This is a genomic window from Gabonibacter chumensis (genome assembly GCF_024741215.1).
Taxonomy (GTDB): Bacteria; Bacteroidota; Bacteroidia; order Bacteroidales; family Marinifilaceae; genus Gabonibacter; species Gabonibacter massiliensis.
On sequence record NZ_JANSKB010000001.1, the window covers coordinates 697,617 to 720,279 of the forward strand.

Annotated in this window: 22 protein-coding genes; 10 read left to right on the forward strand and 12 right to left on the reverse strand. The window is 42.9% G+C overall.

Going from position 1 to position 22,663, the window contains the following annotated elements; translation table 11 throughout:
• The first annotated feature begins 2 nt into the window (after positions 1–2).
• The 3 genes from NVS78_RS03075 to NVS78_RS03085 are packed head-to-tail and all read left to right on the forward strand — an operon-like array spanning position 3 to position 2,925.
• A complete protein-coding gene (locus NVS78_RS03075) occupies positions 3–428 on the forward strand; it encodes a deoxycytidylate deaminase (protein WP_286357871.1) in 426 nt (141 codons plus the stop codon).
• 15 nt (positions 429–443) lie between these two features.
• The gene (locus NVS78_RS03080) at positions 444–2,042 is read left to right on the forward strand and encodes a S41 family peptidase (RefSeq protein ID WP_286357872.1); all 1,599 of its coding nucleotides are present in this window, start codon (positions 444–446) and stop codon (positions 2,040–2,042) included.
• A 1-nt stretch (position 2,043) separates the two neighbouring features.
• Positions 2,044–2,925, forward strand: coding sequence for a DNA/RNA non-specific endonuclease (locus NVS78_RS03085; RefSeq protein ID WP_286357873.1), 882 nt, complete (start codon positions 2,044–2,046; stop codon positions 2,923–2,925).
• Positions 2,926–3,092: 167 nt separating this feature from the next.
• Here NVS78_RS03085 and NVS78_RS03090 read toward each other — a convergent pair whose 3' ends face one another.
• Positions 3,093–3,641 (reverse strand): TlpA family protein disulfide reductase, encoded by a 549-nt coding sequence (locus NVS78_RS03090; protein ID WP_286357874.1) that lies wholly within the window; start codon positions 3,639–3,641, stop codon positions 3,093–3,095.
• Between the two features lie 23 nt (positions 3,642–3,664).
• On the reverse strand, positions 3,665–3,871 hold the full coding sequence (locus NVS78_RS03095) for a hypothetical protein (protein ID WP_286357875.1): 207 nt from the start codon (positions 3,869–3,871) through the stop codon (positions 3,665–3,667).
• Positions 3,872–3,969: 98 nt separating this feature from the next.
• On the opposite strand from NVS78_RS03095, the gene NVS78_RS03100 reads away from it, so the two are divergent.
• Together NVS78_RS03100 and NVS78_RS03105 are read left to right on the forward strand one after the other, a co-directional pair.
• Entirely contained in the window at positions 3,970–4,914 is a 945-nt protein-coding gene (locus NVS78_RS03100; protein ID WP_286357876.1) for a tRNA-dihydrouridine synthase family protein, read from the forward strand.
• Positions 4,915–4,916: 2 nt separating this feature from the next.
• A complete protein-coding gene (locus NVS78_RS03105; RefSeq protein ID WP_286357877.1) occupies positions 4,917–5,294 on the forward strand; it encodes a YbaN family protein in 378 nt (125 codons plus the stop codon).
• Positions 5,295–5,437: 143 nt separating this feature from the next.
• On the opposite strand, the gene leuS is transcribed toward NVS78_RS03105, so the two are convergent.
• Entirely contained in the window at positions 5,438–8,209 is a 2,772-nt protein-coding gene (gene leuS, locus NVS78_RS03110; RefSeq protein ID WP_286357878.1) for a leucine--tRNA ligase, read from the reverse strand.
• Between the two features lie 148 nt (positions 8,210–8,357).
• Between leuS and NVS78_RS03115 the strand changes: the two genes are divergently transcribed.
• Positions 8,358–9,824, forward strand: a complete 1,467-nt coding sequence (locus NVS78_RS03115; protein WP_286357879.1) for a sodium:solute symporter — start codon at positions 8,358–8,360, stop codon at positions 9,822–9,824.
• Here NVS78_RS03115 and NVS78_RS03120 read toward each other — a convergent pair.
• Both NVS78_RS03120 and NVS78_RS03125 read right to left on the reverse strand, forming a co-directional pair.
• The gene (locus tag NVS78_RS03120) at positions 9,788–10,651 is read right to left on the reverse strand and encodes a VIT1/CCC1 transporter family protein (protein ID WP_286357880.1); all 864 of its coding nucleotides are present in this window, start codon (positions 10,649–10,651) and stop codon (positions 9,788–9,790) included. The genes NVS78_RS03115 and NVS78_RS03120 overlap by 37 nt on opposite strands.
• A 199-nt stretch (positions 10,652–10,850) precedes the next feature.
• Positions 10,851–11,570 carry a pirin family protein gene (locus tag NVS78_RS03125; protein WP_041503248.1) on the reverse strand — a complete coding sequence of 240 codons (720 nt, stop codon included), beginning with the start codon at positions 11,568–11,570 and terminating at the stop codon, positions 10,851–10,853.
• 124 nt (positions 11,571–11,694) lie between these two features.
• Here NVS78_RS03125 and NVS78_RS03130 point away from each other — a divergent pair, with 124 nt between their 5' ends.
• The 3 genes from NVS78_RS03130 (at position 11,695) to NVS78_RS03140 (ending at position 14,736) form a co-directional block, all read left to right on the forward strand.
• Positions 11,695–12,336 (forward strand): SanA/YdcF family protein, encoded by a 642-nt coding sequence (locus NVS78_RS03130; protein WP_434802116.1) that lies wholly within the window; start codon positions 11,695–11,697, stop codon positions 12,334–12,336.
• A 336-nt stretch (positions 12,337–12,672) separates the two neighbouring features.
• Complete coding sequence (locus NVS78_RS03135; protein ID WP_286357881.1) at positions 12,673–13,719, forward strand: hypothetical protein; 1,047 nt, start codon at positions 12,673–12,675, stop codon at positions 13,717–13,719.
• A gap of 9 nt (positions 13,720–13,728) precedes the next feature.
• The gene (locus NVS78_RS03140) at positions 13,729–14,736 is read left to right on the forward strand and encodes a Kelch repeat-containing protein (RefSeq protein ID WP_286357882.1); all 1,008 of its coding nucleotides are present in this window, start codon (positions 13,729–13,731) and stop codon (positions 14,734–14,736) included.
• 72 nt (positions 14,737–14,808) lie between these two features.
• Here NVS78_RS03140 and NVS78_RS03145 read toward each other — a convergent pair whose 3' ends face one another.
• Entirely contained in the window at positions 14,809–15,747 is a 939-nt protein-coding gene (locus NVS78_RS03145) for a ribose-phosphate pyrophosphokinase (protein WP_041503250.1), read from the reverse strand.
• 163 nt (positions 15,748–15,910) lie between these two features.
• Here NVS78_RS03145 and NVS78_RS03150 point away from each other — a divergent pair, with 163 nt between their 5' ends.
• Complete coding sequence (locus NVS78_RS03150) at positions 15,911–17,284, forward strand: dipeptidase (protein ID WP_286357883.1); 1,374 nt, start codon at positions 15,911–15,913, stop codon at positions 17,282–17,284.
• Between the two features lie 173 nt (positions 17,285–17,457).
• Here NVS78_RS03150 and NVS78_RS03155 read toward each other — a convergent pair whose 3' ends face one another.
• The 6 genes from NVS78_RS03155 to NVS78_RS03180 form a co-directional block, all read right to left on the reverse strand.
• Entirely contained in the window at positions 17,458–18,915 is a 1,458-nt protein-coding gene (locus NVS78_RS03155) for a COG3014 family protein (RefSeq protein WP_286357884.1), read from the reverse strand.
• A 30-nt stretch (positions 18,916–18,945) separates the two neighbouring features.
• A complete protein-coding gene (locus tag NVS78_RS03160) occupies positions 18,946–19,542 on the reverse strand; it encodes a penicillin-binding protein activator LpoB (protein ID WP_286357885.1) in 597 nt (198 codons plus the stop codon).
• A gap of 150 nt (positions 19,543–19,692) precedes the next feature.
• Positions 19,693–20,541, reverse strand: coding sequence for an N-acetylmuramoyl-L-alanine amidase-like domain-containing protein (locus tag NVS78_RS03165; protein WP_286357886.1), 849 nt, complete (start codon positions 20,539–20,541; stop codon positions 19,693–19,695).
• 87 nt (positions 20,542–20,628) lie between these two features.
• Positions 20,629–21,651 (reverse strand): phenylalanine--tRNA ligase subunit alpha, encoded by a 1,023-nt coding sequence (gene pheS / locus NVS78_RS03170; RefSeq protein WP_286357887.1) that lies wholly within the window; start codon positions 21,649–21,651, stop codon positions 20,629–20,631.
• Positions 21,652–21,746: 95 nt separating this feature from the next.
• Positions 21,747–22,331 (reverse strand): sugar O-acetyltransferase, encoded by a 585-nt coding sequence (locus NVS78_RS03175; protein ID WP_286357888.1) that lies wholly within the window; start codon positions 22,329–22,331, stop codon positions 21,747–21,749.
• A gap of 11 nt (positions 22,332–22,342) precedes the next feature.
• The gene (locus NVS78_RS03180) at positions 22,343–22,657 is read right to left on the reverse strand and encodes an MGMT family protein (protein ID WP_286357889.1); all 315 of its coding nucleotides are present in this window, start codon (positions 22,655–22,657) and stop codon (positions 22,343–22,345) included.
• Between the last annotated feature and the right edge of the window lie 6 nt (positions 22,658–22,663).

Sequence of the window (22,663 nt, forward strand, 5' to 3'; positions counted from 1 at the left end):
CGATGGAAAAATCTAAACAGCGATTATTGGATGAACGTTACCTGAGGATGGCCCGCATATGGGCGGAAAATTCTTATTGTGTACGTCGTCAGGTCGGAGCGTTGATCGTGAGAGGGAATGCTATTATTTCTGATGGATATAACGGGACTCCGTCCGGGTTTGAAAATATCTGTGAAGATGATATGAATAAGACGAAGCCTTATGTTTTGCATGCGGAGGCAAACGCTATTACAAAAGTTGCCAAGTCGAATAACAGTAGCCTGGGGGCCACGTTATACGTGACAGCGTCTCCTTGTATCGAGTGTGCTAAATTGATCATACAGGCAGGAATTAAGCGTGTGGTGTATTCTGAAGATTACCGTTCGGCGGATGGAGTGGAATTGCTGCGGAAGGCCGATATCGAGGTGGAATTGATAGAGATAGAGTAAATAAAACAGATGAAAATGAACAGAGAAAATTTAAGGGCCGTTTTAACACCGATCGTGCTGGCGTTGGCGGTTGTATTTGGGATGATGATTAATCATTTTATACCGACGAAAAGGAATAATGCGGCCGCTTCTAAAATATTTCTACCGGTTAATGGTAGTAAAATGGACGTTATTATCAACATGATTCAGCATTCGTATGTGGATACGGTTAACGCGAATGAATTGGTGGAAAAAGCCATTTCGATGTTGTTGAAAGATTTGGATCCCCATACGGTCTATATCCCGGCTGAGGATATGCAAAGGGCCAATGAAAGTATCGTGGGAAATTTCGGAGGTATCGGAGTGCAATTTTACAATTATTTAGATACGGCATTAGTGGTTAAGGTCGTTCCGGGAGGTCCTTCGGAGAAGGCCGGAGTACAGGATGGGGATCGCATCATTCGGGTAAATGATTCGCTCATTGCCGGGAAAAATATGGATTCGAAAAAGATCATGAGTATGTTGAGGGGGGAGATGGGAACGGATGTGAAATTGACTATCCTTCGTAGAGGAGAGCCTCAATTGTTGATCAAAAACGTTACGCGGGGAAGTATTCCAATAAAAAGTATAGATATAGCTTATATGCTGAATGATACAACGGGTTATGTCAAGATAAGAACATTCGGGATGCACACTTACGGGGAGTTTATGCGGGCATTGGCGGATCTGACTCAAAAAGGGATGAAGAAGGTGGTGGTGGATTTGAGGGATAATGAAGGAGGGGTCCTTCCGATAGCCATCCAGATGATTAATGAATTTTTGGAGGAGGGTCAATTGATTTTATACACCCAGGGGCAAGCTTCTCCTCGCAGCGATTTTAATGCGAATGGAAAGGGGAATTACAAGGATTTGAAATTGGATGTATTGATTAACGAATTCAGTGCATCGGCGAGTGAGATTTTTGCGGGGGCAATTCAGGATAATGACCGGGGAACAATCATCGGTCGCCGGTCTTTTGGAAAAGGATTGGTGCAGGAACAACGGATGTTGCCGGATGGTTCTGCCCTTCGCTTGACGGTAGCCCGTTATTACATTCCTTCCGGTAGGTCGATACAAAAACCTTATAATGAGGGAAAAGAAAAATATTACAATGATATATACAACCGGTTGAAGCACGGTGAATTTTCTCAGAAAGACAGTATTGTATTCGATGAGAAATTAAAATTCCAGACGGTTGGCGGGCGTACGGTTTACGGGGGAGGAGGCGTGATGCCGGATATTTTCGTACCCGCGGATACGACGGGTGCTTCGAGATATTTAGTCGCGTTGTCTGAATCTCAATTGTTGTATGATTATACCTTTGATTTTATGGAGCATCACCGGGCCGAAATGAAGGAGCTCAAGGATTATAAATCGATCCAGAAGTATTTGAAGCGCTTCGATTTGGTAGGCGATATGGCTGATTATGCGGCAAAGCGAGGATTGAAAAAGGATAAAAGGGGAATAAAGGATTCGTATGAAATACTTCGGGTGCGTTTGGAAGCGTTTATAGCCCGCCACCTGATCGACGACGAGGGTTTTTATCCTATACTTGGTGAAAAAGATATAACGATACAGAAGGCAATAGAGGAATAATATGTTTTTAATAAAATTAGGATACGGGAGGCTGTTAAGCCTCCTATTTCTATTTTTGACCGGTACAGGGCACATCTATTCGCAAGAATATACTCCTTCCGGTACAGGGATAAAAGTGAAACATGCGTTTTATTCCCTGGGTTTCGATACGGTTCACAGGCAGGCCAACTGGGTGTATTACGAACTAAAGAGCAGGGGGAATAAAACCGTTGGCCGCGAGAATGATTTTCGGGTAGACCCCCAATTGAACTTGTTTTCGGCAACTCCCGACGACTATAAACGCAGCGGTTACGACCGGGGGCATTTATGTCCGGCAGCCGATATGGCTTTTGATAAAAAGGCGATGAGTGAAACGTTTTATATGTCGAATATGTCTCCGCAAGTTCCCGCTTTTAACCGCGGAATCTGGAAACGATTGGAAGATTTGCTGCGAAAACGGGGAAGGAAAGAGTTGCTTTACGTGGTTACCGGCCCGGTTTTTAAAGAAAACAAAGGTCATATAGGCAAAAATAAGGTTACGGTCCCGGGGTATTACTATAAATTGTTTTATGCTCCCGCCTCACAACAGATGATCGCCTATCTGCTTCCCAACGCGGGGAGTGATCAGCCTTTAAAAGATTTTGCCGTACCGGTGGACCGGATAGAAGCTTTAACGGGGATTGATTTTTTTCCGCAACTACCGGATGAGATAGAAAAGTTGCTGGAGGCTGATACCGCTGCACATCCCGAACTGGTTTCCGGTTTGAAAAGGGGGGATAAACCGGGAAAACGGGAACAGGCTGTCTTGGTGGTTGCGACCGTTGTTCTTTTTGTTGCCTTGCAGTTTTTGATCCGAAAAAAGGGCCGGAAAAGAAAAGGCAGAAGAAAGAAGAGAAAGAGGTAGTTCTCGAGTTTTTTTCGTTTGGGATGATACAAAGAATATGGAAAAGACAAATTCACTCCCGTTTCATTTACGGGGGTATCGATGTTTTTCGTGGGAGTATATTTCCCGTGCAGAGGAGGATCTAAAATGAGACCGGCGGCAGATGGGACGCCTTTTCAGCCGTTCCGTTATCGATCTTTTGTCGTGTCCGTCTGCTTCTTTTTTAGCAATTGGTTGATAACCTTTACCATTTCATCGAATTCTTTTTTGTCATAAAGGCGGGTCATAAAAACGATCTTTCCGTTTTCGTCGATAATGACATTCCGGGTAACTCCTGCTCCTTGGGCGGCAAAAGCATAAAACGCTTTACCTTCCGGATCGAGTAAAAGAGGGTAGGTAATTTTTGTCTCTTTGGCGAATTTCTCGATAGTCTCTTTGGACTCTTTCAAGTCGATTCCGAAAAGGAGGAACTTAAAGTTATCCTTCAGCTTTAGCCATATATCTTTTTCTATAAAAGGCATTTCCTTTCGGCATACTCCGCACCAGCTGGCGGTGAACTGTAACATAACGACCTTCCCCCGTAAATCTTTCAATTGTTTTTTGGTCCCGTCGGGAAAAAGAAGTTCTATATCGGGAGCCTCGTCCCCTACTTTAACAATATAACCTCTATCCTCTGACTGCACTTGAGTAAAAGAGCAAGCGAGTACGACAAGTAATAACCCTATAAGTTTTTTCATTTTATCTTTTTATCTGTTTCTGACTAATATTTTTTCAGACGTTTGACGCTCCCGCTCCAGGAGCAGCCTAAGCAATAAACAATTTCCGTGTCGAAACCTTCCAATGAATCTCCTTCATTCACGGGTACGACTTCGTATGTTGCGGTAACCTGGACAAGGCATTGATTGCCGTTGCTGTCTTTCACGTAAAAACGCCGGATTCCGCATTGCGGGCAAAGTAAAAATCTCATCTATCTTCGTTTTGTTTTCAAAGATAAGAAACTTTCAGTTGAAAACAGAAGCCTATTCGGGGTAAAATCATACTTTTGCAACGGTAATGGGATTAATTATGGAATTGAAAGATTACAAAATACATTTTGCTCCGGTACAGGGTCATACCGATTGGATTTATCGCAATTTGCACGAAAAACATTTTGGAGGCATAGATGCTTACTATACGCCTTTTATCCGTGTTGAAAAGGGGAATGGGTTCCGGACGAAAGATTTGAGAGATATTACGCCGGAAATAAATCGAGTCGGGGAATTGATACCCCAGGTACTCGGAGGAGATCCCGACGAATTGCGGGTAATGCTTGCCATGCTGGCGGATAAGGGATACGGTCGGGTCGATTTGAACTTGGGATGTCCTTTTTCAATGATCGCGCGAAAAGGGAGGGGTGCGGGAATTTTATCCTATCCGGAGAAGGTTGCGGCTCTAATGGACGTAATCGATGCTTTTCCCGTTTTGCATTGCTCCGTGAAAATGCGATTGGGATGGGAGAGTCCGGAAGAGGGAATGAAACTCTTACCCGTGTTAAACGAGGCCCCGTTGAAGGCTGTTATTTTACATGCGCGGGTGGGAGTTCAGGAGTATGGGGGAGAGGTGAACCGGGAGGCCTTTCGGGCTTTTTACGAAGGCTCTCGTCATCCGCTTTATTATAATGGTGATATTCGTACCCTTGAAGATATACGGGAAGTCGTAACATGTTTTCCTCTATTGGAGGGAGTCATGATAGGGAGGGGATTATTGGCGAATCCGGCTTTGGCGATGGAATATCGGGAAAACCGGGAACTGTGCCGGGAAAATCGTTTGAGAAAGTTCAGAGAATTTCATGATGAGTTGTTTGAGCTTAACGGGGAGCGTTTGCAGGGAGATCATCAGCTGTTGATGAAAATGAAAACTTTTTGGGAATACTTTTTACCCGGAACCGATCGGAAGGTTTTGAAAAAGATCAAAAAGGCCAATAAAGTGACGCAATATAACGATGCCGTGGCAGAGGCTTTTAAAGAGTAGATATGGGACAGATCCGAAAAGCTATATATATTCTGGTGGGTTGTATTTCCATTGTCTTGGGGGTTATCGGCATTTTTGTCCCGGGGCTGCCCACGACTCCGTTTCTATTATTAAGTTCCTGGCTTTTTTATAAAAGTTCCAAACGAATGCACGATGCGTTGCATCGTTCCCGATGGCTCGGCCCCTACCTGAAACGTTTTCAAGAGCGTCGAGGCGTCAGTTGGAAGACGAAATGGGTTTCTATTGCTTGCATGTGGACGATGATCTCCATTTCGGCTTTTGGCTTTATAGAGCATGTGCACCTTCGCTTGTTGTTACTGGGATTAGGGATGATCGGAACTTGTAGCGTTTTATTCATCGTCCCGAATGAGAAAAAATAGCATTTGGAGACGGGGTAAAAGTACTATCGCCATAGAGTAAAAAATTCTGTGATTAGAAAATTTATAATTGAAACCGTTTCCTAATCACAGAATACCAAAATGAAATGAATTTATCTCGTTGCGGATAAAGGCATTTAAATATTTTACCCCAAGACGACGTTGATAATCTTTTTGGGTACGATGATTAATTTTTTTATCTCTTTTCCGTCTGCCCATTTGGCAAATTCCGGAGCGGTTTTTACGGCCGTCTCTATCTCCGGATGGCTGGCAGATAAGGGCATGGGTAATTTGAATCTTACTTTTCCGTTAAAAGATACGGGGTATTCGAATTCGTTTTCTACTAAATATTTCTCTTCCCATTGCGGAAATCTTTCCTTGGTTACGCTGTTCGTATGCCCCAGTAAGTGCCATAACTCTTCAGCCATATGCGGGGCGTAAGGAGCGATGGTGATAACCAGGGGTTCCAAAATCTCTCTTTTGTTGCATTTTAGGGCTGTCAACTCGTTCACGCATATCATAAAGGCCGGAATAGAAGTATTGAATGAAAAGTTCTCCACGTCGAACTCGATCTTTTTAATGGTTTTGTGTAAAATTTTTAATTCTTCGGGAGAAGGTTTGTCCTCGCTGACCTGAAATGCCTCTCCGTTTTGGAACAGACGCCAGAATTTACGCAAGAATTTGTATACCCCGTCGATTCCTTGGGTATCCCAAGGTTTACTGGCTTCAAGCGGTCCGAGGAACATTTCGTACAAACGCAATGTATCAGCACCGTATTCTTCGATTATGGTGTCAGGATTTACCACGTTGAACATGGATTTCGACATCTTTTCGATGGCCCAGCCGCAGACATATTTCCCGTTCTCGAGAATAAATTCGGCACTGGCATACTCCGGCATCCATCGTTTGAAAGCTTCGATATCCAAAATGTCGTTTTTCACGATATTGACATCCACATGGATTTCAGTCGTTTCATACCGGTCTTTCAGCCCGACAGAGACGAACGTATTTGTTCCCTGAATGCGATACACGAAATTGGATCGTCCTTGTATCATTCCCTGGTTGATCAGTTTCTTAAAGGGTTCCGGTTCGCATACCACTCCCAAATCGTATAGGAACATATTCCAGAAACGGGAATAGATGAGGTGTCCGGTAGCATGTTCCGAGCCTCCCAAGTACAGGTCTACGTTACGCCAATACTTGTCCGCCTCTTCGCTTACTAAAGCCTGATCGTTGCGGGGATCCATATAGCGAAGGTAATAAGCCGATGATCCAGCAAATCCGGGCATCGTGTTCAATTCCAACGGATATCCCTCCTCGGTTTTCCAATTTCGAGCTCGTCCGAGAGGAGGCTCTCCCGTTTCCGTCGGGAGGTATTTGTCGATTTCCGGTAATTCCAAGGGCAGTTTAGATTCGTCCAACATATAAGGCATGCCTTCCTTGTAATATACCGGGAACGGTTCTCCCCAATAACGTTGGCGACTGAAAATGGCATCTCTCAAACGGTAGTTTATTTTGCTTTTGCCGATACCCCGTTTTTCAATCTCTTCGGCAATGTAACGGATAGCGTCTTTAACTTCCATTCCGTTGATCATACCGCTATTGATCATTTTTCCGACTTTGGCATCGTATGAACCTTCGCTCATGTCGTGGCCTTCTCCGTCATCGACTACTGGAATAACAGGCAGATTAAAATGTTTTGCAAAGGCATAGTCCCGGCTATCGTGGCCCGGAACAGCCATAATCGCTCCTGTTCCGTAGCCGGATAAAACGTATTCGCTGATCCAAACAGGAATGGCATTGTTCGTGAACGGATTGATGGCGTAGGAGCCTGTGAATACTCCCGTTACTTTTTTGATTTCCGTCTGGCGTTCCCGTTCCGTCCTTTTGGCAACATAATCCAGATACTCTTTAACGGCCTGAGCCTGTTCGGGAGTCGTAAGTTGTTGGACGTAATCCGATTCCGGAGCCAGCACCATAAAGCTGACGCCGAATATCGTATCGGGACGGGTGGTGAAAATCTCTAATTTTATATCGGAATCTTTCACGTCGAACCGCACGTCCGCACCCTGTGAACGTCCGATCCAGTTACGTTGTATGTCTTTTAAAGAATCGGACCATGCGATCGTGTCCAATCCGTCCAATAATCTTTGTGCGTAAGCGGATACCCTTAAAGACCATTGTCTCATTTTTTTCTGTACGACAGGGTAACCTCCCCGGAGGGATAAACCTTCTTTAACCTCGTCGTTTGCCAAAACCGTTCCGAGTTGAGGACACCAGTTGACCATCGTATCCGCAAGATAGGCAAGGCGGTAATTCAACAAAATCTCCTGTTGTTCTCTTTCCGGCTTCCTTTTCCACTCTTCTGCCGAAAAGTGTAAATCCTCGCTGCATGCCACGTTCAGTCCTTCCGTCCCGGAGGTCTCGAATGCTTTCACCAATTCACCGATCGGCATGGCTTTTTGTTCGTCATAGCAATAAAAGCTATTGAACATCTGAATGAAGGTCCATTGAGTCCATTTATAATATCCTGGATCACAGGTACGTATTTCCCGGTCCCAATCGTAAGAAAAACCGATTTTATCCATTTGTTCCCGGTAACGGTTGATGTTTTTTTCCGTTGTGATTGCCGGGTGCTGTCCTGTTTGGATAGCGTATTGTTCCGCCGGAAGTCCGTAAGCATCATATCCCATAGGATGCAGGACATTGAATCCTTTCAAGTGTTTGTAACGGGAAAAGATATCGGATGCAATATAACCAAGAGGATGTCCCACATGCAAACCTGCCCCGGAAGGGTAAGGAAACATATCCAACACGTAGTATTTGGGCTTGGAGTGATCCACTTCGACCCGATATGTCTTATGCTCTCGCCAATAGTTTTGCCACTTTTTTTCTACCTCTTTAAAATTATATTCCATATCTGTATGAATGATTTAAGATTTACGATTTTTGATTAGTAGGCAAAGATATAAAACTTACAAGAATAAATTTTCAATTTTCAACTTTCAATTTTTAATTATTTCGTAGTTTTGTCCAAATACAAATTTATTTCAAATGACGTCGGGTGTGGTATTGACAATTCTCTTGTCCTATTTCGTTTTGTTGATCATTGTCGGTTTTTTTACGACTCGTAAACTGAATAGCGAATCTTTTTTTACGGCAAACCGGAATTCTCCCTGGTACTTGGTCGCTTTCGGTATGGTCGGAACCTCTTTATCCGGTGTCACGTTTATTTCCATTCCGGGAGAGGTGGGTAGTAGCGATTGGACTTATTTGACCTTAGTGATGGGTAATTGTGTGGGGTATATCATTATCGGCATCGTGCTTTTACCCCTGTTTTATCGGTTAAACTTGATCTCTATTTATTCCTGGCTGGGGGATCGTTTCGGGGAGAAAGCCCGGTTGACGGGATCTTTTTTCTTTATCGTGTCCCAGCTTTTGGGGTCTTCCTTTCGTTTGTTCCTTGTGGTTGGGGTATTGCAGTTGGCGCTTTTTGATGCGATGGGAATTCCCTTTTGGGTGACGGTATTCATTACGGTCGGATTGGTATGGATATACACGGTGCGTGGGGGGATAAAGACGATTGTCTGGACGGATACGTTACAGACTGTTTTTATGTTAGTGTCCGTGGTGTTGACCATTTGTGTCATTAACCGGGCGTTGGACTTTAGCTTTTTGACTGCTATTGAAAAAGTGAAGGAGAGTTCTTTTTCCCGGGTTTTCGACTGGGATTGGAGGTCGGGCCATAATGTCTGGAAACAGTTCTTGGCAGGAGTCGCCATTACCGTATCAATTAACGGGTTGGATCAGAATATGATGCAAAAGAGTTTGACGTGCAGAACATTAAGGGACTGTAAGATAAATATGTTTTCTTTTTCCTTTTTGTTTTTGGTCACGAATCTTCTTTTTCTCTTTTTGGGAGCTTTGCTTTACTTGTACGCGGGAGCTAACGGAATCGACCCTCCCGAAAAATCGGATGATCTTTTCCCGTTTTTGTCCTTGAACTATTTCGGGGCTGTTGCCTCTTTGTTTTTTCTGCTGGGAATCACGGCTGCTGCTTACTCCTCTGTCGATTCTTCATTAACGGCGCTAACCACTTCTTTTTGTATCGATTTTTTAAAACTGACACCTCGGGAGGTAACTCAACGGCGTAAACGGATGATGGTACACGTGTTTTTTTCCTTGCTGATGTGTTTGGTCGTGATCCTTTTCAGGGAGTTGAATAACAGCAGCGTGGTTTCGGCGGTATTGAAAGCCGTGGGATATACTTACGGTCCTATACTGGGACTTTTTACATTCGGATTAACAACGAAATATGCTGTAAAAGAGACCTATTTGCCCTGGGTATGCCTGCTCTCCCCGCTGCTCTCTTTTGGAATCAATTGTTATTCGGAACAGCTTCTTTTCGGGTATCGTTTCGGGTTTGAAATACTTTTGCTTAACGGTTTGTTGTGCTTTGGCGGGTTGTGGCTGATTCGAAAGAGAAGATCCGGAGTCTATAGTTCGATGCCTGTAAATATTCGTAAGGCATAACCGATTCCAAAGCTGACGGCAGCTATTCCAAGACTGATGATTGCCATTTCTGCAAATCGATGTCCAAATCTTTCGGAGCGGACAATAGAGTAATAATAATTGAAAATGGCAATGATTGATAGGGCGCTGAGCAAACAGATGCCTAATGCCCAGTAGACATTCTGCATAAGGACGAAAGGAAGGATCAACGCAATGACTGTAATGAGGTAAGCGATGCCGGTATAAACGGAAGCTTTGACTGCGTTTTTCCCGTCGTTGTCGGCCCGGGTTGAGAGATACTCCGAGGCTGCCATGGAGAGAGCCGCGGCAATACCCGTGATCCCTCCGGTGAGGGCGACTAATTTGGGATGTTGTAAGGCAAAGGTGTAACCGGCTAATGCTCCCGTGAATTCCACCAGGGCGTCGTTTAAACCTAAAACGACGGCACTCATGTAATTTAATCCCTCTTCATCGATTAAGGAAATCAGTTTGTTTTCATGTTCTTCTTCCTCTTTTGCCATAACCTGTAATTCTTCGATCTCTTCCCATTGGCGATAAGTAAGTCGGGTGCGGATCTCTCCTTTTTCCATTAACTTGATACCGAAAATTAAACCAAACAGGCGAGCAATGGTAACGTACCAGAAAATTCGCCAACGATTGGGTCCGGGAGTTTTTCCGGTGAACTTTTGGAGGGTGTGGTAATGCCTTAACTCCTCTCGAGAAAGGCCTTCCAGTACATGCCGGTTATGTTCTTTCTTCTGTATTTTTGCTAAACGCCGGTAGATGATATTTTCAGTCGCTTCATTGACCTGAAAGGCGATTAATTGTTTTATTTCTTTCGTAGTCATGCCGGATAACTTTATATGTTCAATTGGGAAAGTAGGATGTTTAGTTTAAAAATGAAGGTAATGATCCGGTTCTTTTTTGAATCGCAATGGTCTTGTGCGGCACAAGAATTTTTTGATTCTGTGATTAAGATCGATCGCTTAATCACAGAATCCGAGGCTTAATCGTCGATCTAAAATAAATTTACAATTTGTAGCTTGTTTAGCTGTATGGTGGAACTTCGATGAGTAGGATTTTGGTATATTCGTTTGCTTTGATTTCAAAACTTTCTGTATCGTATATACCTAATCCGTCCCGTTTTTCCAGCTCTTTTCCGGCGACCGTGGCTTTCCCTTCGATGAGGAAGGCGTAAACGCCTAAACTGTTGGGCGATTTTAATTTATAACCCTGTAATGTGTTTTTTTCCAACTCTCCGATAGAGAACCAGGCTTGTTGGTATATCCATAATCCTTTGCCGTCTCCGGGATAAGGAGAAACGATTTCCGTAATCTCGTTTTTCTTGAGTAAATCGGCAATAACGGCATTTTCATATCTTGGAGATACATTCATACGATCGGGTATAACCCATATTTGTAAAAATTCAGCAGGGGTATTATTGTTTTTATTGTATTCGCTATGGCGGATACCGGTTCCGGCACTCATCGCTTGTATCTCCCCTTCCTTTATAACGGAGGCGTGTCCTAAACTGTCTTTGTGTTCTAAGGCTCCTTTCAAAGGAATGGAGACAACTTCCATATTCTGGTGTGGATGTAGACCGAAACCGGTCCCTCCCGCGATTTTATCGTCATTCAATACCCGCAGAGCTCCGAAATTAATTCTTTCCGGATCGTAGTAATCTGCAAAACTGAATGTATGATGAGTTTTCAACCAACCATGGTCGAAAAAACCTCTTGTTGCTGCTTTGTGTAATATTGTTTTCATAATTTATAATTATTATTGTTTATACGGAAAAAGAAGAATATAAGTTTTATGAACCTTTGTTTCGTGAAAATATATATTTAATTTTGGTCGGAATATACCGATTCTTGTTTCTAAACTCTGTATCATGAACTGGATGAAACGATTGGGATTTTGTTTTTTGATATTGCTGTTGATGATTACGGGAATTATTTTTGCGTGTAATTGGATCATCGAAAAGTCGGCGGAAGGTCGGGTATACGGGAATGTCATAGAGATTCCGGCGAATCGAGTGGGGTTGTTATTGGGGACTTCTCCGAAACTTAAGGGAGGAAAGGCAAACCGGTATTTTGATTATCGTATCGAAGCGGCCGTTTTTTTGTATCGTAGCGGGAAGATCGAACGTATTTTGGTAAGCGGAGACAATAGGCAACGGAATTACAATGAACCGGTAGAGATGCGGAAAGCCTTGTTGGCGAAAGGAGTTCCGGACAGTGTCATCGTGATGGATTTTGCGGGGATACGTACGTTGGACTCCGTCGTAAGGGCTAAAAAAGTATTCGGACAAGATCGTTTTACAATTATTTCCCAACGTTTTCATAACGAGCGGGCTCTGTATATAGCCAAATATAACGGTATAGAGGCTGTCGGGTTTAACGCTACGGACGTGGATGCCTATAGCGGATTAAAAACCAATACGCGTGAACTTTTAGCCCGGGTAAAAGTGTTTGTCGACCTTTTGTTCGGTAAAGGACCCCGCCATTTGGGAGAACCTATAACGATTTCCTGATACTTCAAAATTAATATAATCATATTAGATTCTATATTGATCCACGATATATTAATATTTTAATTAATATAACATCATTGCATATATTGTAATAACATTATACTATATTTGCATTGCGGGTATTGTTAAATAATATAAAAGCCGTTTTTATAGGAAAGGAGAAAAATGCAAACGGTAGGATTTCATTATTAACTTATAAAATTAACAAGTTATGAAAATATTAAAAAATAGAGTGATTCTTATTTGCTTATATAGTATCTTATTTTGTATTTTATCTTGTTCGGACAATATTAATGAAATAAAGCCACAAGATAATAAGGCTCAAAACGAAGTACAATGATTATTTCTAACTATAAAGTTTTAGAGGCAATTATAAATGGAAAGCAATCAATTAACTACGATCCATTTATTATGACGTTTAGATCTCAGCGTGATGTCATGGATGAAATTATTGAAGCGGAAAGTGGTCAAATTGATTATTTAAGAACTCTTAATGAGGTAGATTTGGGAAAAGCTATTAAGCATAGTAAGCTTTATTATAAGTATTTAAAAGAAGATTTTATCAAAGAAGTATTTTATAATGACGGCTCAACCTCTTATGATCTTAATTTAGCTACTCCTTACTACGCTAAAGTTTTGAATGAAAAAGGGTATTTTGCTGTTGGAGATACGATCTATCAAGTAACTCCTAAATATTTGAAAATATGGATTGGTGGTGACATAAATAGATATACCGAGTTGAATAATTATACGAGTTCAGACGAATCTCGCAGAATTTTTGTTACAGATTATAGTCAAAAAGATACGTCTATTGAAGAGCCATTAGCTCGTACTACTTATCCGATAACTTTTTATAATATAACTAAAGGTGTTTATGGGATTAGTCCTTATAATGAGAGGGTTGTTGTGATCTTTTATGATAAAACAAATCTTTTAATAGCTCAACATGGATATACAAGAGAAACATATTGTCGTGCAATAGGGCAAGAACCAATACCAGGAACAAATTCATATAGTTTTAAGGTAATAAATTATAGTTATAATTTTATGTTTGGTACTCAAACAGCAGGAGTTAATGATTCTTTTCAACAAAGGGGAGATGCATTGGGCTATGATGATTATTATACGGTTTATTTACCCTATAAAATGGTTGTTGCCGGTAAAACAATATTGGAATCAACAGATGAATTTCCTTATTTATCTTGGTTTGAGTGTATTATATATAGAATAACACGAGTAGACGAATCTTCTACTTTTCAACTTCGAGTTGCATTTAGAGGAGAACGACAAACACCAACAAGTGGACCGTTTTTTTACACGTTTGTTAACGGAAGTTCGGTTCCTCCTGTGGATGGTGGGATATTGGAAGAGCTTATTCCATGATATTTTAATATGATGAAAATCTATTCTTTTTTCATATTTATCGGTATTTTGTTGTTCGCTCAAATTTCTTGTAATAAAGATAATGATGCGGGTGTGGTGCCTAAAGGAGTATGGCAACAGAAATTTATGGATCCCCAGTTTCCAATTTGTTTTAAAGAAGGGGTCTCTTTTACATTTAAGGATACGCTTTATGTTGGATTCGGAATGGCTAATTGGAATAAAATGACAAGTCCCTATTTTTTGCGCTATACTCTTAACGGCGAGGAAGAGGAATGGAGATTAGTCGCTGTTTTTCCTGGGAAGCCGCGGAAAGGAGCTGTTGCTTTTGTCCTTGGATCAAAAGCTTATGTAGGGTTGGGCTATGCGGAAAATGAAAAAAAGGAAGAGGTTTATTATGATGATTTTTGGGTATTCGACATAAAGACAGAACGTTGGGAACCGGAGCCTTTGGTGTTTAAATTTCCTGGGATCGCTCGTAGAGGAGCTGTGGCATTTACTTTAGACGGAAAGGGATATGTAGGTACCGGAGATAACGGGAAAAATATTTTTTTTGATGTGTACACGTTTGAATCGGGCGTGGGGTGGAAACCATTTGAGTCTTTAGAAACTCCTATGACTGGAGCTGTAGCTTTTGTTGCGGATGGGAATGCCTATATTTGTACAGGAGGAAGGGCTGGAGAATGGGCTCCTTGGCTGTTTCAAGGTATATATAAATTTTCTTCTGGTGCGAAAAAGTGGTCCTTTATGAGTCCTTTAGAGGGGGAAGCGGCGGAAGTTTCCCGGAAATATGCTTCGGCTTTTGTATTAAACGTGAAAGGTAAAGATTATGCCTACCTCGTGTCGGGTGTCGATGTGTTTGGAAAAGAACTTTTTTCTTGTTGGGGATATGATCCAAGAAAGGATATTTGGCAAAAGATAACGGATTTGCCAGGATCTATTGCAAATGGAATTGGAGTTTCTCTTGGAGGGAGAGGATATATATTAGGAGAAGTAATCTATATTTTTAATCCACAATAGGAAATAAGGCATTGTAAAATAACAAAACAGCCCGGTTTCTACCGGGCTGTCTCTATTTTTGTTCCGGACAGCTTACATGATAAAACTGTCGCTGATGGATTTATGTTCGTAAATGTTGCGGATCGTGTCGGCAAACATCGGGGCAATCGGTAAAACCTTGATTTTGGAGCAGGGTTGTTTCTGCGGAATGGAATCCGTGAAAATGATCTCCGTCAATTTGGATTTTTCGATATTTTCGTATGCTTTACCGGAAAGTACGGCGTGGGTTGCGACAGCGCGTACGCTGGCAGCGCCTTTGTCAACCAACATGTCGGCGGCCTTGCAGATAGTACCTGCCGTATCGATCATGTCGTCGACCACGATAATATTTTTACCTTCCACGTCTCCTATCACCTTCATATCGGCCACTTCGTTGGCTCTGATCCGGGTTTTGTGACAGATGATCAGTCCCGAATCAAAATGTTTTGCCCAGGAGTTGGCTCTTTTGGCTCCCCCGATATCAGGAGAAGCAATGGATAGATCTTTCAGTCCCAATGATTTGATGTATGGAACCAAAACAGTGGAACCGTAAAGGTGATCTACCGGAATGTCGAAAAAACCTTGAATCTGATCCGCATGAAGATCCATCGTGATGATTCGATCTACACCGGCCGCCTGAAGCATGTTGGCAACCAATTTAGCTCCGATCGCCACGCGCGGTTTGTCTTTCCGGTCTTGGCGGGCAAAACCGAAGTAAGGAATTACCGCGATAACCTTGTAAGCTGATGCTCTCTTGGCCGCATCGATCATTAAAAGTAACTCCATGAGATTATCACTTGGCGGGAAGGTAGATTGAACAAGATAGACATGCTCTCCTCTCACCGTTTCATCGAAAGAAGTGACGAATTCTCCGTCACTGAATTTCGTAAAACTCTTTTTACCAAGTTCAAGCCCTAAAGAATGAGCGATGCTATCAGCGAGATAGGTACTCTGTTCTCCGGCGAAAACTTTGATTTCGGGAAAATTTGGCATAGATTTTAATTCTTAGTTGAAACACTTGGCAAAAGTATGAAATTAATCGAAAACTAAGTATTGATTTTGGAAATTATTCATTCCTTTCTTTTCATTTGTTTTTGTTATATTTACCACCGTAAAGTCGTAAATCAATCAATTATTAATATAATATGTAAATTAAATGGAAGCTGTCAAAAATTACATCGAGGAAAACAAAGAGCGCTTTTTAAATGAACTTTTTGAATTGATTCGTATCCCGTCGATCTCTTCGTTGGCGGAACACAAACCGGATATGTACCGTTGTGCCGAACAATGGACAAAACTGATGCTGGCAGCCGGGGCTGACCGGGCGGAAGTTTATGAAACCGAAGGAAATCCGGTAGCGTACGGCGAAAAGATCATAGATCCCTCTCTTCCTACTGTATTGGTGTACGGACATATGGACGTGATGCCGGTAGATCCTGTGGATTTATGGCATACGAAACCTTTTGAACCGGTGATTAAGGACGGGAAGATTTGGGCCCGCGGATCGGATGACGACAAAGGACAATCCTTTATGCACGCCAAAGCGTTCGAATATATGGTAAAGACCGGAAAGTTGAAATGTAACGTGAAGTTTATGATCGAAGGGGAAGAGGAGATCGGTTCCCCGAGTTTACCTAAATTTTGCCGGGATCATAAGGATATGTTGAAAGCCGATGTTATTTTGGTTTCCGATACCAGTATGATTGCCCGGGATATCCCTTCTATCACGACCGGGTTGCGGGGATTGGCTTATTGGCAGGTGGAAGTTACCGGACCGAATGCCGATTTGCATTCCGGAATTTTCGGCGGAGCCGTGGCCAATCCGATTAACGTGCTTTGCAAGATGATAGCCGATATGCAAGATGAGAAAGGACATATTACGATTCCGGGATTTTATGACGACGTGTTGGAGGTGAGTGCCGAGGAGAGAGCCAAAATGGCTAAAGCTCCGTTCGATCTCGAAAAATATAAAGAGTCGTTAGGGATCAAGGAGGTGAAAGGCGAAGAGGGATTCACGACCAACGAACGCACGGGAATCCGTCCGACTTTCGACGTGTGCGGAATATGGGGCGGTTACACGGGAGAGGGAGCCAAAACGGTTTTGCCTTCCAAAGCTTATGCTAAAATCAGTTGTCGTTTGGTTCCCAATCAAAAGTACGAGAAGATTGCCGAACTTTTCAAAGAGTATTTCGAATCGATCGCTCCGGATTATGTGACCGTGAAGGTGGAATATTTGCATGGAGGCCCCTCTTACGTGTGTCCGATCGACCTGCCGGCTTATAAGGCTGCCGAAAAAGCCTATGAACAGGTATACGGTAAAATGCCGGTCCCGGTACGTTCAGGCGGTAGTATTCCGATCATTGCTACTTTTGAAGAGGTATTGGGCATCAAGTCCGTTTTGATGGGATTCGGATTAGGTTCTGATGCGATTCACTCTCCGAACGAAAACTATCCTCTGGAGCAGTTCTTCAACGGTATCACCACGATTCCTTTGTTCTACGACTATTTTGTAGAGATTATGAAAAAATAATTTCTCGAATTTATATAGAAACGGGGTAAAGCGAAAATTGGCTTTACCCCGTTTTTATTTGAATAATAATCAAAAATGCACGTATTGTTGTCGTGTTTATATGTATTGTGATGATTTCCCTATGGCGTAAATAATCAAGCTCCGTAATCGTTCGAACGATGGCGACAAGAGTTTTAATGATTGTTCTGAATATCCATGGTTTGGAATACGCGGAAATGGGTTTTACGGGAGTGGCTTTCGACGGTTATCGGCTGGATAAGGGGAGCTGCTTTGTCGGAGGAAAAACGGAGATCGATCCGGTTTTCTCCCGAAGAGAGAGGAATACGGGCGTAATATACGGAGTAGGGAAGAGTTTGCCAGTTCCGGGTATCCGCTTTCTCCGTGATCGCGTTGGCTAATCCGACAGCGAAGCCTAACCACTCGTTTTGTTTCCGTGCCGCGTACTCGATTCCTTTTTTGGTCGCTACCCGCAACAAGGAGTTGGAGAGTTCCCGCACCATACGATCGTGTAAGGTTTTAAAAGCGATTTCATTGATATCTTCTGCTAACTCAAAAGGGTAAACTTGTCCCGAAAGGGTAATCGAACCTTTGGAGTAGAGCGGATTGCGCTTCATGTATTTGGGAAATACGACCCGCACTACTTGAAGGTCGGCTAAAGATTGCTTTTCGTTGTCGTTCAGGTTGCCGATAAAAAAGGGGAATGCGAGTCCGAGTTCCTGGTTGTAAAAGACAATAGCTCCGTCTCCTCGTTTTTGCTTGGCAAAATTAAGACTCCATTCGGATTTTACCGGACCGAATCCGTTTAACCAGAAAAAGACCAGTTCTCCGTAAGTCGGGTCCGCCGAAGGCGTGTAGGTTATATCGAATACCTTCTCGTATTTCCGCAGTTCGTCCGTAAAGCCGCATCTGTAAGCTGTCCGGAGCAAATCCTTTTTCAACTGTTCGGGAGGATATACCCCGAAATTTTTCACGTAATCGGTTTGATATACTTCATAAGCATTCCGGTAAGCGATGAAGGCATTGTTGATATCTCCCGCGGCATCGTAAATCAGTCCCATCAACAGGTGGGCAAAAGCGTCTTGCTGGTAGCGATTTTTGTTGTCCGGGTATTTGTCGTTTAATTGATTGAGTTTGATATTGATTTTCCGGACTTCCACCAAAGCTCCCTCCATGTCATTCATCTCGAGGTAATTCAACGCTTTGTAATAGTTGATCATGATTACTTCGAAATCTTCGGGATGATAGGGCCTGGCTTCCGGATTGGTGACTAAAACGGCCGCTTCGTTCAATAGATTTTTAGTTTGTTCGTCGGTAAGGATCTCTGCGGTTTCGAAAGCCTGATTGCTGGCCTCGTGGTTTCCCAGCATAAATTCCGTATAGCCTTTGTTCAGGTAATAGAGTATGCGGTTTTTACCGTTGGCTTGCTTTTTGTCTTTTGCCAGCAGTTTGTTCGCTTTTTCAAAATTACCGCTTGTAACGGCAGATTGAAATTCTGCTGTCCGCTGGTACCAGGTCGCACAACCTGAGGGTAGCAAAAAGAGGGAGATACATGTAAAAAAGCCAAGTTGGCGTAACAAGTACCCCAACTTCCGCTTTTGAATTTCTTTCGCGTATTCTGCTGTCTTTTGCATGAATAAACCCTAACGAGTATAATTTCAGTCTTAAAGTACCCGGTCTTTGATCTGCTTCTTGATTTTCTTATCACCCATCCAAACTACTTCATTGGTTTCGATATTGGTCAGTTGCAGGTCTATTTGATACATCACTACCTTTTGTTTTTTATAGGAATCGACGATGCTGTTGATGGTTCCCTGGAGAATAAAGTCGGCTCCTAATTCGCGCCCCCATTTTTTGATGGTCTCGGGAGCTGAATAATCTTGCTGTTCGGCCCGTTCTTTCCGGAGTTCGTTTCGTTTCTCTCCGGCAACCACAAGACGGATGTTCCCGTCCCGGATAACGGCTTTTTCAATGTCTTTGATAAATGTTTCGGAATTGATGTGTTCGTGACTCTTGTTTTCGATCAATCCGACGACAATAACAGGGCGTTTCCCCGTATCTTTCGTGTATTTGGCAGGCCAGGGGGCGGTAAGTAGATCGGCAACCATTTCTTCCGATACTAACCGGGAATCCGTGTCATTCCACCTTCCGCTTAAATCGATGGTTTCGTTTGAATTTACACGGGTAATGTTTCTGCTTCCGCATCCGCTTAAGAAAGCAAACGTTATGAAAAGAAATGTTCCGACAAATAGTTTTTTCATATTTTCTCTTTTTAGGTTATACATGTTAGGAGAACCTCTCGGTTTTAGTAATATGGGATAATTACGTGAAAACCGATCATTTGGTTGACTCTTCGAGAATTTTATTACAAAAATTTGACCAAATATAGAATTTGTTCGGGCGTACTGATGTTAATTTAAGTTAACATTTAAAGGACGAGCGATCATAATGCCCGTATGAGAAGGAATCTGACTTAAATAGAGGGAGAGGGGAATGTCGGAAAGGATTACTTTCCGAGCGGCAAGAGAGGCGTGTAAAAGATAGATATTTCCGTTCTTTTCAATGGCGATTCCCACGTGTGAAGTATCAAGTCCTTTTTTATTCGTCGTGATCAGTATAATATCTCCGTTTTGAATTTGCCCGGCTTTTTCATTTACTTGTTTTTTAGGGATATAAAAATAGTTTCTTGCATTAATGGTTCTTTCGATTCGTGCGATTTCGGGAAGTAAGAGGGTGTCTTTCGTCAATGCCGGATATTTCCGGTAATTCAGGGAGATAAAGCCGACTTTGTTCGGAAACGGAATCCCCCCGTTTGATTTCGTTACGTCCGAGACGAGCCCGATTCGTTGCATTTCGTAAAGCCAGTCCGTAGAGTAGTGCAATCGGGAAGTGTAGTTCAATATTTTACGGTCTCTGTACCTGATTTTTTGCAGATTGGATAAAAATTCCTTACAAGCTTCTGTATCGTATTGTTTTAACAGGGCGAGGGCCATGACGTTGTCTACGAAGGTGACGCAGTCCAACTGCCGCAGATTCACCACCAATTGCTCTTTTTCTTTTCCTTCGAGAGTGCCTCCCCGGTAAGGGGTATTCAGAAAAAATTCACCTGTTTTTACGATTCGTTCCTGAAAAGAGAGACGTGAGAGTTGGTTTTTTTCCGCGTATTTAAAGAAACGGTCCAGTACGACCTGATCCTCCGGTTGCAACGGATTACTTGGCTGACAGCAAAAGAAAAAAATGATACAAAAAAGTATGTTCATATATTTTACGATTAAAGGATTAAGCGATTCGGCGATTGTAGAAGTTTCAATCACAGAATCCCTTGATCACAACATCATAGAATCGAGTTAGATTCCCGCGGCGGAAAATTGTTCTAAAAACCGGATATCGTTTTCGAAGAAAAGGCGCAGGTCTTTGATGCCGTACTTTAACATGGAGATACGTTCGATGCCCATTCCTAAAGCGAATCCGGTATATTTGTCTTTGTCTATCCCGTTTAATTCCAGTACATTGGGATCAACCATCCCGCAGCCTAATATTTCTAACCATCCTGTTCCTTTACACACGTTACATCCTTTTCCGTGACATAGGGTACAAGATACATCCATCTCGGCAGAGGGTTCCGTGAAAGGGAAGTAAGAGGGCCTCAGACGGATTCGGGTCTCCGGTCCGAACAACTCCTTTGCGAAATAGGTTAGAGTCTGTTTCAGATCGGCAAACGATACGTTTTCATCGATATAAAGGGCCTCGATCTGGTGAAAGATGCAGTGAGCCCGCGCAGAGATCGCTTCGTTACGGAACACGCGTCCCGGCGTCACCAAACGGATCGGTAATTCATGGGTTTCCATGTCCCGTACTTGAACGGACGAGGTATGGGTATGCAATACCAGATCCGGATTCTTCTGGATGAAAAAGGTATCTTGCATATCGCGGGCCGGGTGTTCTTCCGGGAAGTTCAGGGCTGAAAAATTGTGCCAATCGTCTTCGATCTCCGGTCCTTCGGATATGGTAAAACCTAATTTATTAAAGATAGACAGAATCTCGTTTTTTACGATAGAGAGCGGATGGCGGGTTCCTAATTTAAGAGGATCTCCCGGCATGGTCAGATCGATGTCGCTTTTGCCCTCCTGAACGTTGGAGAGCGTCTCCTTCAACTCGTTCACCTTGGCTATGGCGGTCGTTTTTAGCTCATTCAAAGCCTGTCCTATCTCTTTCTTCTGCTCTACAGGTACATTTTTAAAGTCATCAAAAAGAGCGGCAATCGTTCCCTTCTTGCTTAAATGTTTAATCCTGAATTGTTCCACTTCTTCAAGGTGGCTTGCTCTGAAATTGCCGATTTCGGCGCAGAGTTGTTTAATCTTGTCTAACATCTTCTCTAATTTTGAAATCCTTGGAGGACAAAGTTAAAAAAAAGAGTTTTCTATTTTCCACTATCGCGGGTTATTTTTATGAGGAATCTCCGCTTTTAACGTGTTTGCGTTTTATCCTCGTCGTTTTCACCGAGTTGCCGGATGATCCTGCAAGGATTACCTGCGGCGAGGACATTCGCCGGAATATTTTTAGTGACGATACTGCCTGATCCGATGATGCTGTTGTCCCCGATCGTAATACCCGGATTGATGATCGTTCCTCCTCCTATCCATACGTTATTACCGATCGTGATGGGATAAGCGTATTCCAGACCTTTGCTTCTTTCGGTTGCTTCTAACGGGTGTCCGGCTGTAAAAAGGGATACGTTGGGGCCCAAAAGGACATGATCTCCTATTTTTACCTCGGCGCAATCCAGAATAGTGCAGTTATAATTGGCATAAAAGTTTTCTCCGATGGTAATGTTGTAGCCGTAGTCGCACCGGAAGGGAGGTTCTATGTAATATTGCGTTCCGGTCTTTCCTAATAATCGCTTCAGGATAACGCTCCGTTTTTCCTGTTCGCGGGGAGGCGTAGTGTTGAATTCGAGCAAAAGTTCTCTTGCGTGTAATCGTTCGGCCGTCAACTCTTTCCCGGAGGCGATGTACATCTTTCCGGTCAGCATTTTTTCTTTTTCTGTCATGGTTCGTGTTCTTAAAATAATCTCCAAAGATGTTTTTTTAAATCGACACAACCGTTCGATTTGAAAGTGATATTTTCCGATAGAAGCGATTCCCTTTGTTCCGTCCATCCCGGAACCGTGCGCCCTTGACTGTTAACAACCCGGTGACAGGGTAAATTTAGGGAGGCAGGGGCATGAGACATAGCCCGTCCTACCCGTCTGGAATATTGCGGTTGTCCGGCCAGGCGGGCAATCTGTCCGTAAGTACTTACGAAGCCGGGAGGTATCTCTTTTACGATTTGATATACATCCGAATAAAACTCTTCTTTTGTTCCGTTTTTTTTCACGGGTAT

Coding starts and splice junctions, on each gene's coding strand:
- NVS78_RS03075 (WP_286357871.1), top strand. CDS start 3: ATGGAAAAATCTAAACAGCGATTATTGGATGAACGTTACCTGAGGATG.
- NVS78_RS03080 (WP_286357872.1), top strand. CDS start 444: ATGAACAGAGAAAATTTAAGGGCCGTTTTAACACCGATCGTGCTGGCG.
- NVS78_RS03085 (WP_286357873.1), top strand. CDS start 2,044: ATGTTTTTAATAAAATTAGGATACGGGAGGCTGTTAAGCCTCCTATTT.
- NVS78_RS03090 (WP_286357874.1), bottom strand. CDS start 3,641: ATGAAAAAACTTATAGGGTTATTACTTGTCGTACTCGCTTGCTCTTTT.
- NVS78_RS03095 (WP_286357875.1), bottom strand. CDS start 3,871: ATGAGATTTTTACTTTGCCCGCAATGCGGAATCCGGCGTTTTTACGTG.
- NVS78_RS03100 (WP_286357876.1), top strand. CDS start 3,970: ATGGAATTGAAAGATTACAAAATACATTTTGCTCCGGTACAGGGTCAT.
- NVS78_RS03105 (WP_286357877.1), top strand. CDS start 4,917: ATGGGACAGATCCGAAAAGCTATATATATTCTGGTGGGTTGTATTTCC.
- leuS (WP_286357878.1), bottom strand. CDS start 8,209: ATGGAATATAATTTTAAAGAGGTAGAAAAAAAGTGGCAAAACTATTGG.
- NVS78_RS03120 (WP_286357880.1), bottom strand. CDS start 10,651: ATGACTACGAAAGAAATAAAACAATTAATCGCCTTTCAGGTCAATGAA.
- NVS78_RS03125 (WP_041503248.1), bottom strand. CDS start 11,570: ATGAAAACAATATTACACAAAGCAGCAACAAGAGGTTTTTTCGACCAT.
- NVS78_RS03130 (WP_434802116.1), top strand. CDS start 11,695: ATGAACTGGATGAAACGATTGGGATTTTGTTTTTTGATATTGCTGTTG.
- NVS78_RS03135 (WP_286357881.1), top strand. CDS start 12,673: ATGATTATTTCTAACTATAAAGTTTTAGAGGCAATTATAAATGGAAAG.
- NVS78_RS03140 (WP_286357882.1), top strand. CDS start 13,729: ATGATGAAAATCTATTCTTTTTTCATATTTATCGGTATTTTGTTGTTC.
- NVS78_RS03145 (WP_041503250.1), bottom strand. CDS start 15,747: ATGCCAAATTTTCCCGAAATCAAAGTTTTCGCCGGAGAACAGAGTACC.
- NVS78_RS03150 (WP_286357883.1), top strand. CDS start 15,911: ATGGAAGCTGTCAAAAATTACATCGAGGAAAACAAAGAGCGCTTTTTA.
- NVS78_RS03155 (WP_286357884.1), bottom strand. CDS start 18,915: ATGCAAAAGACAGCAGAATACGCGAAAGAAATTCAAAAGCGGAAGTTG.
- NVS78_RS03160 (WP_286357885.1), bottom strand. CDS start 19,542: ATGAAAAAACTATTTGTCGGAACATTTCTTTTCATAACGTTTGCTTTC.
- NVS78_RS03165 (WP_286357886.1), bottom strand. CDS start 20,541: ATGAACATACTTTTTTGTATCATTTTTTTCTTTTGCTGTCAGCCAAGT.
- pheS (WP_286357887.1), bottom strand. CDS start 21,651: ATGTTAGACAAGATTAAACAACTCTGCGCCGAAATCGGCAATTTCAGA.
- NVS78_RS03175 (WP_286357888.1), bottom strand. CDS start 22,331: ATGACAGAAAAAGAAAAAATGCTGACCGGAAAGATGTACATCGCCTCC.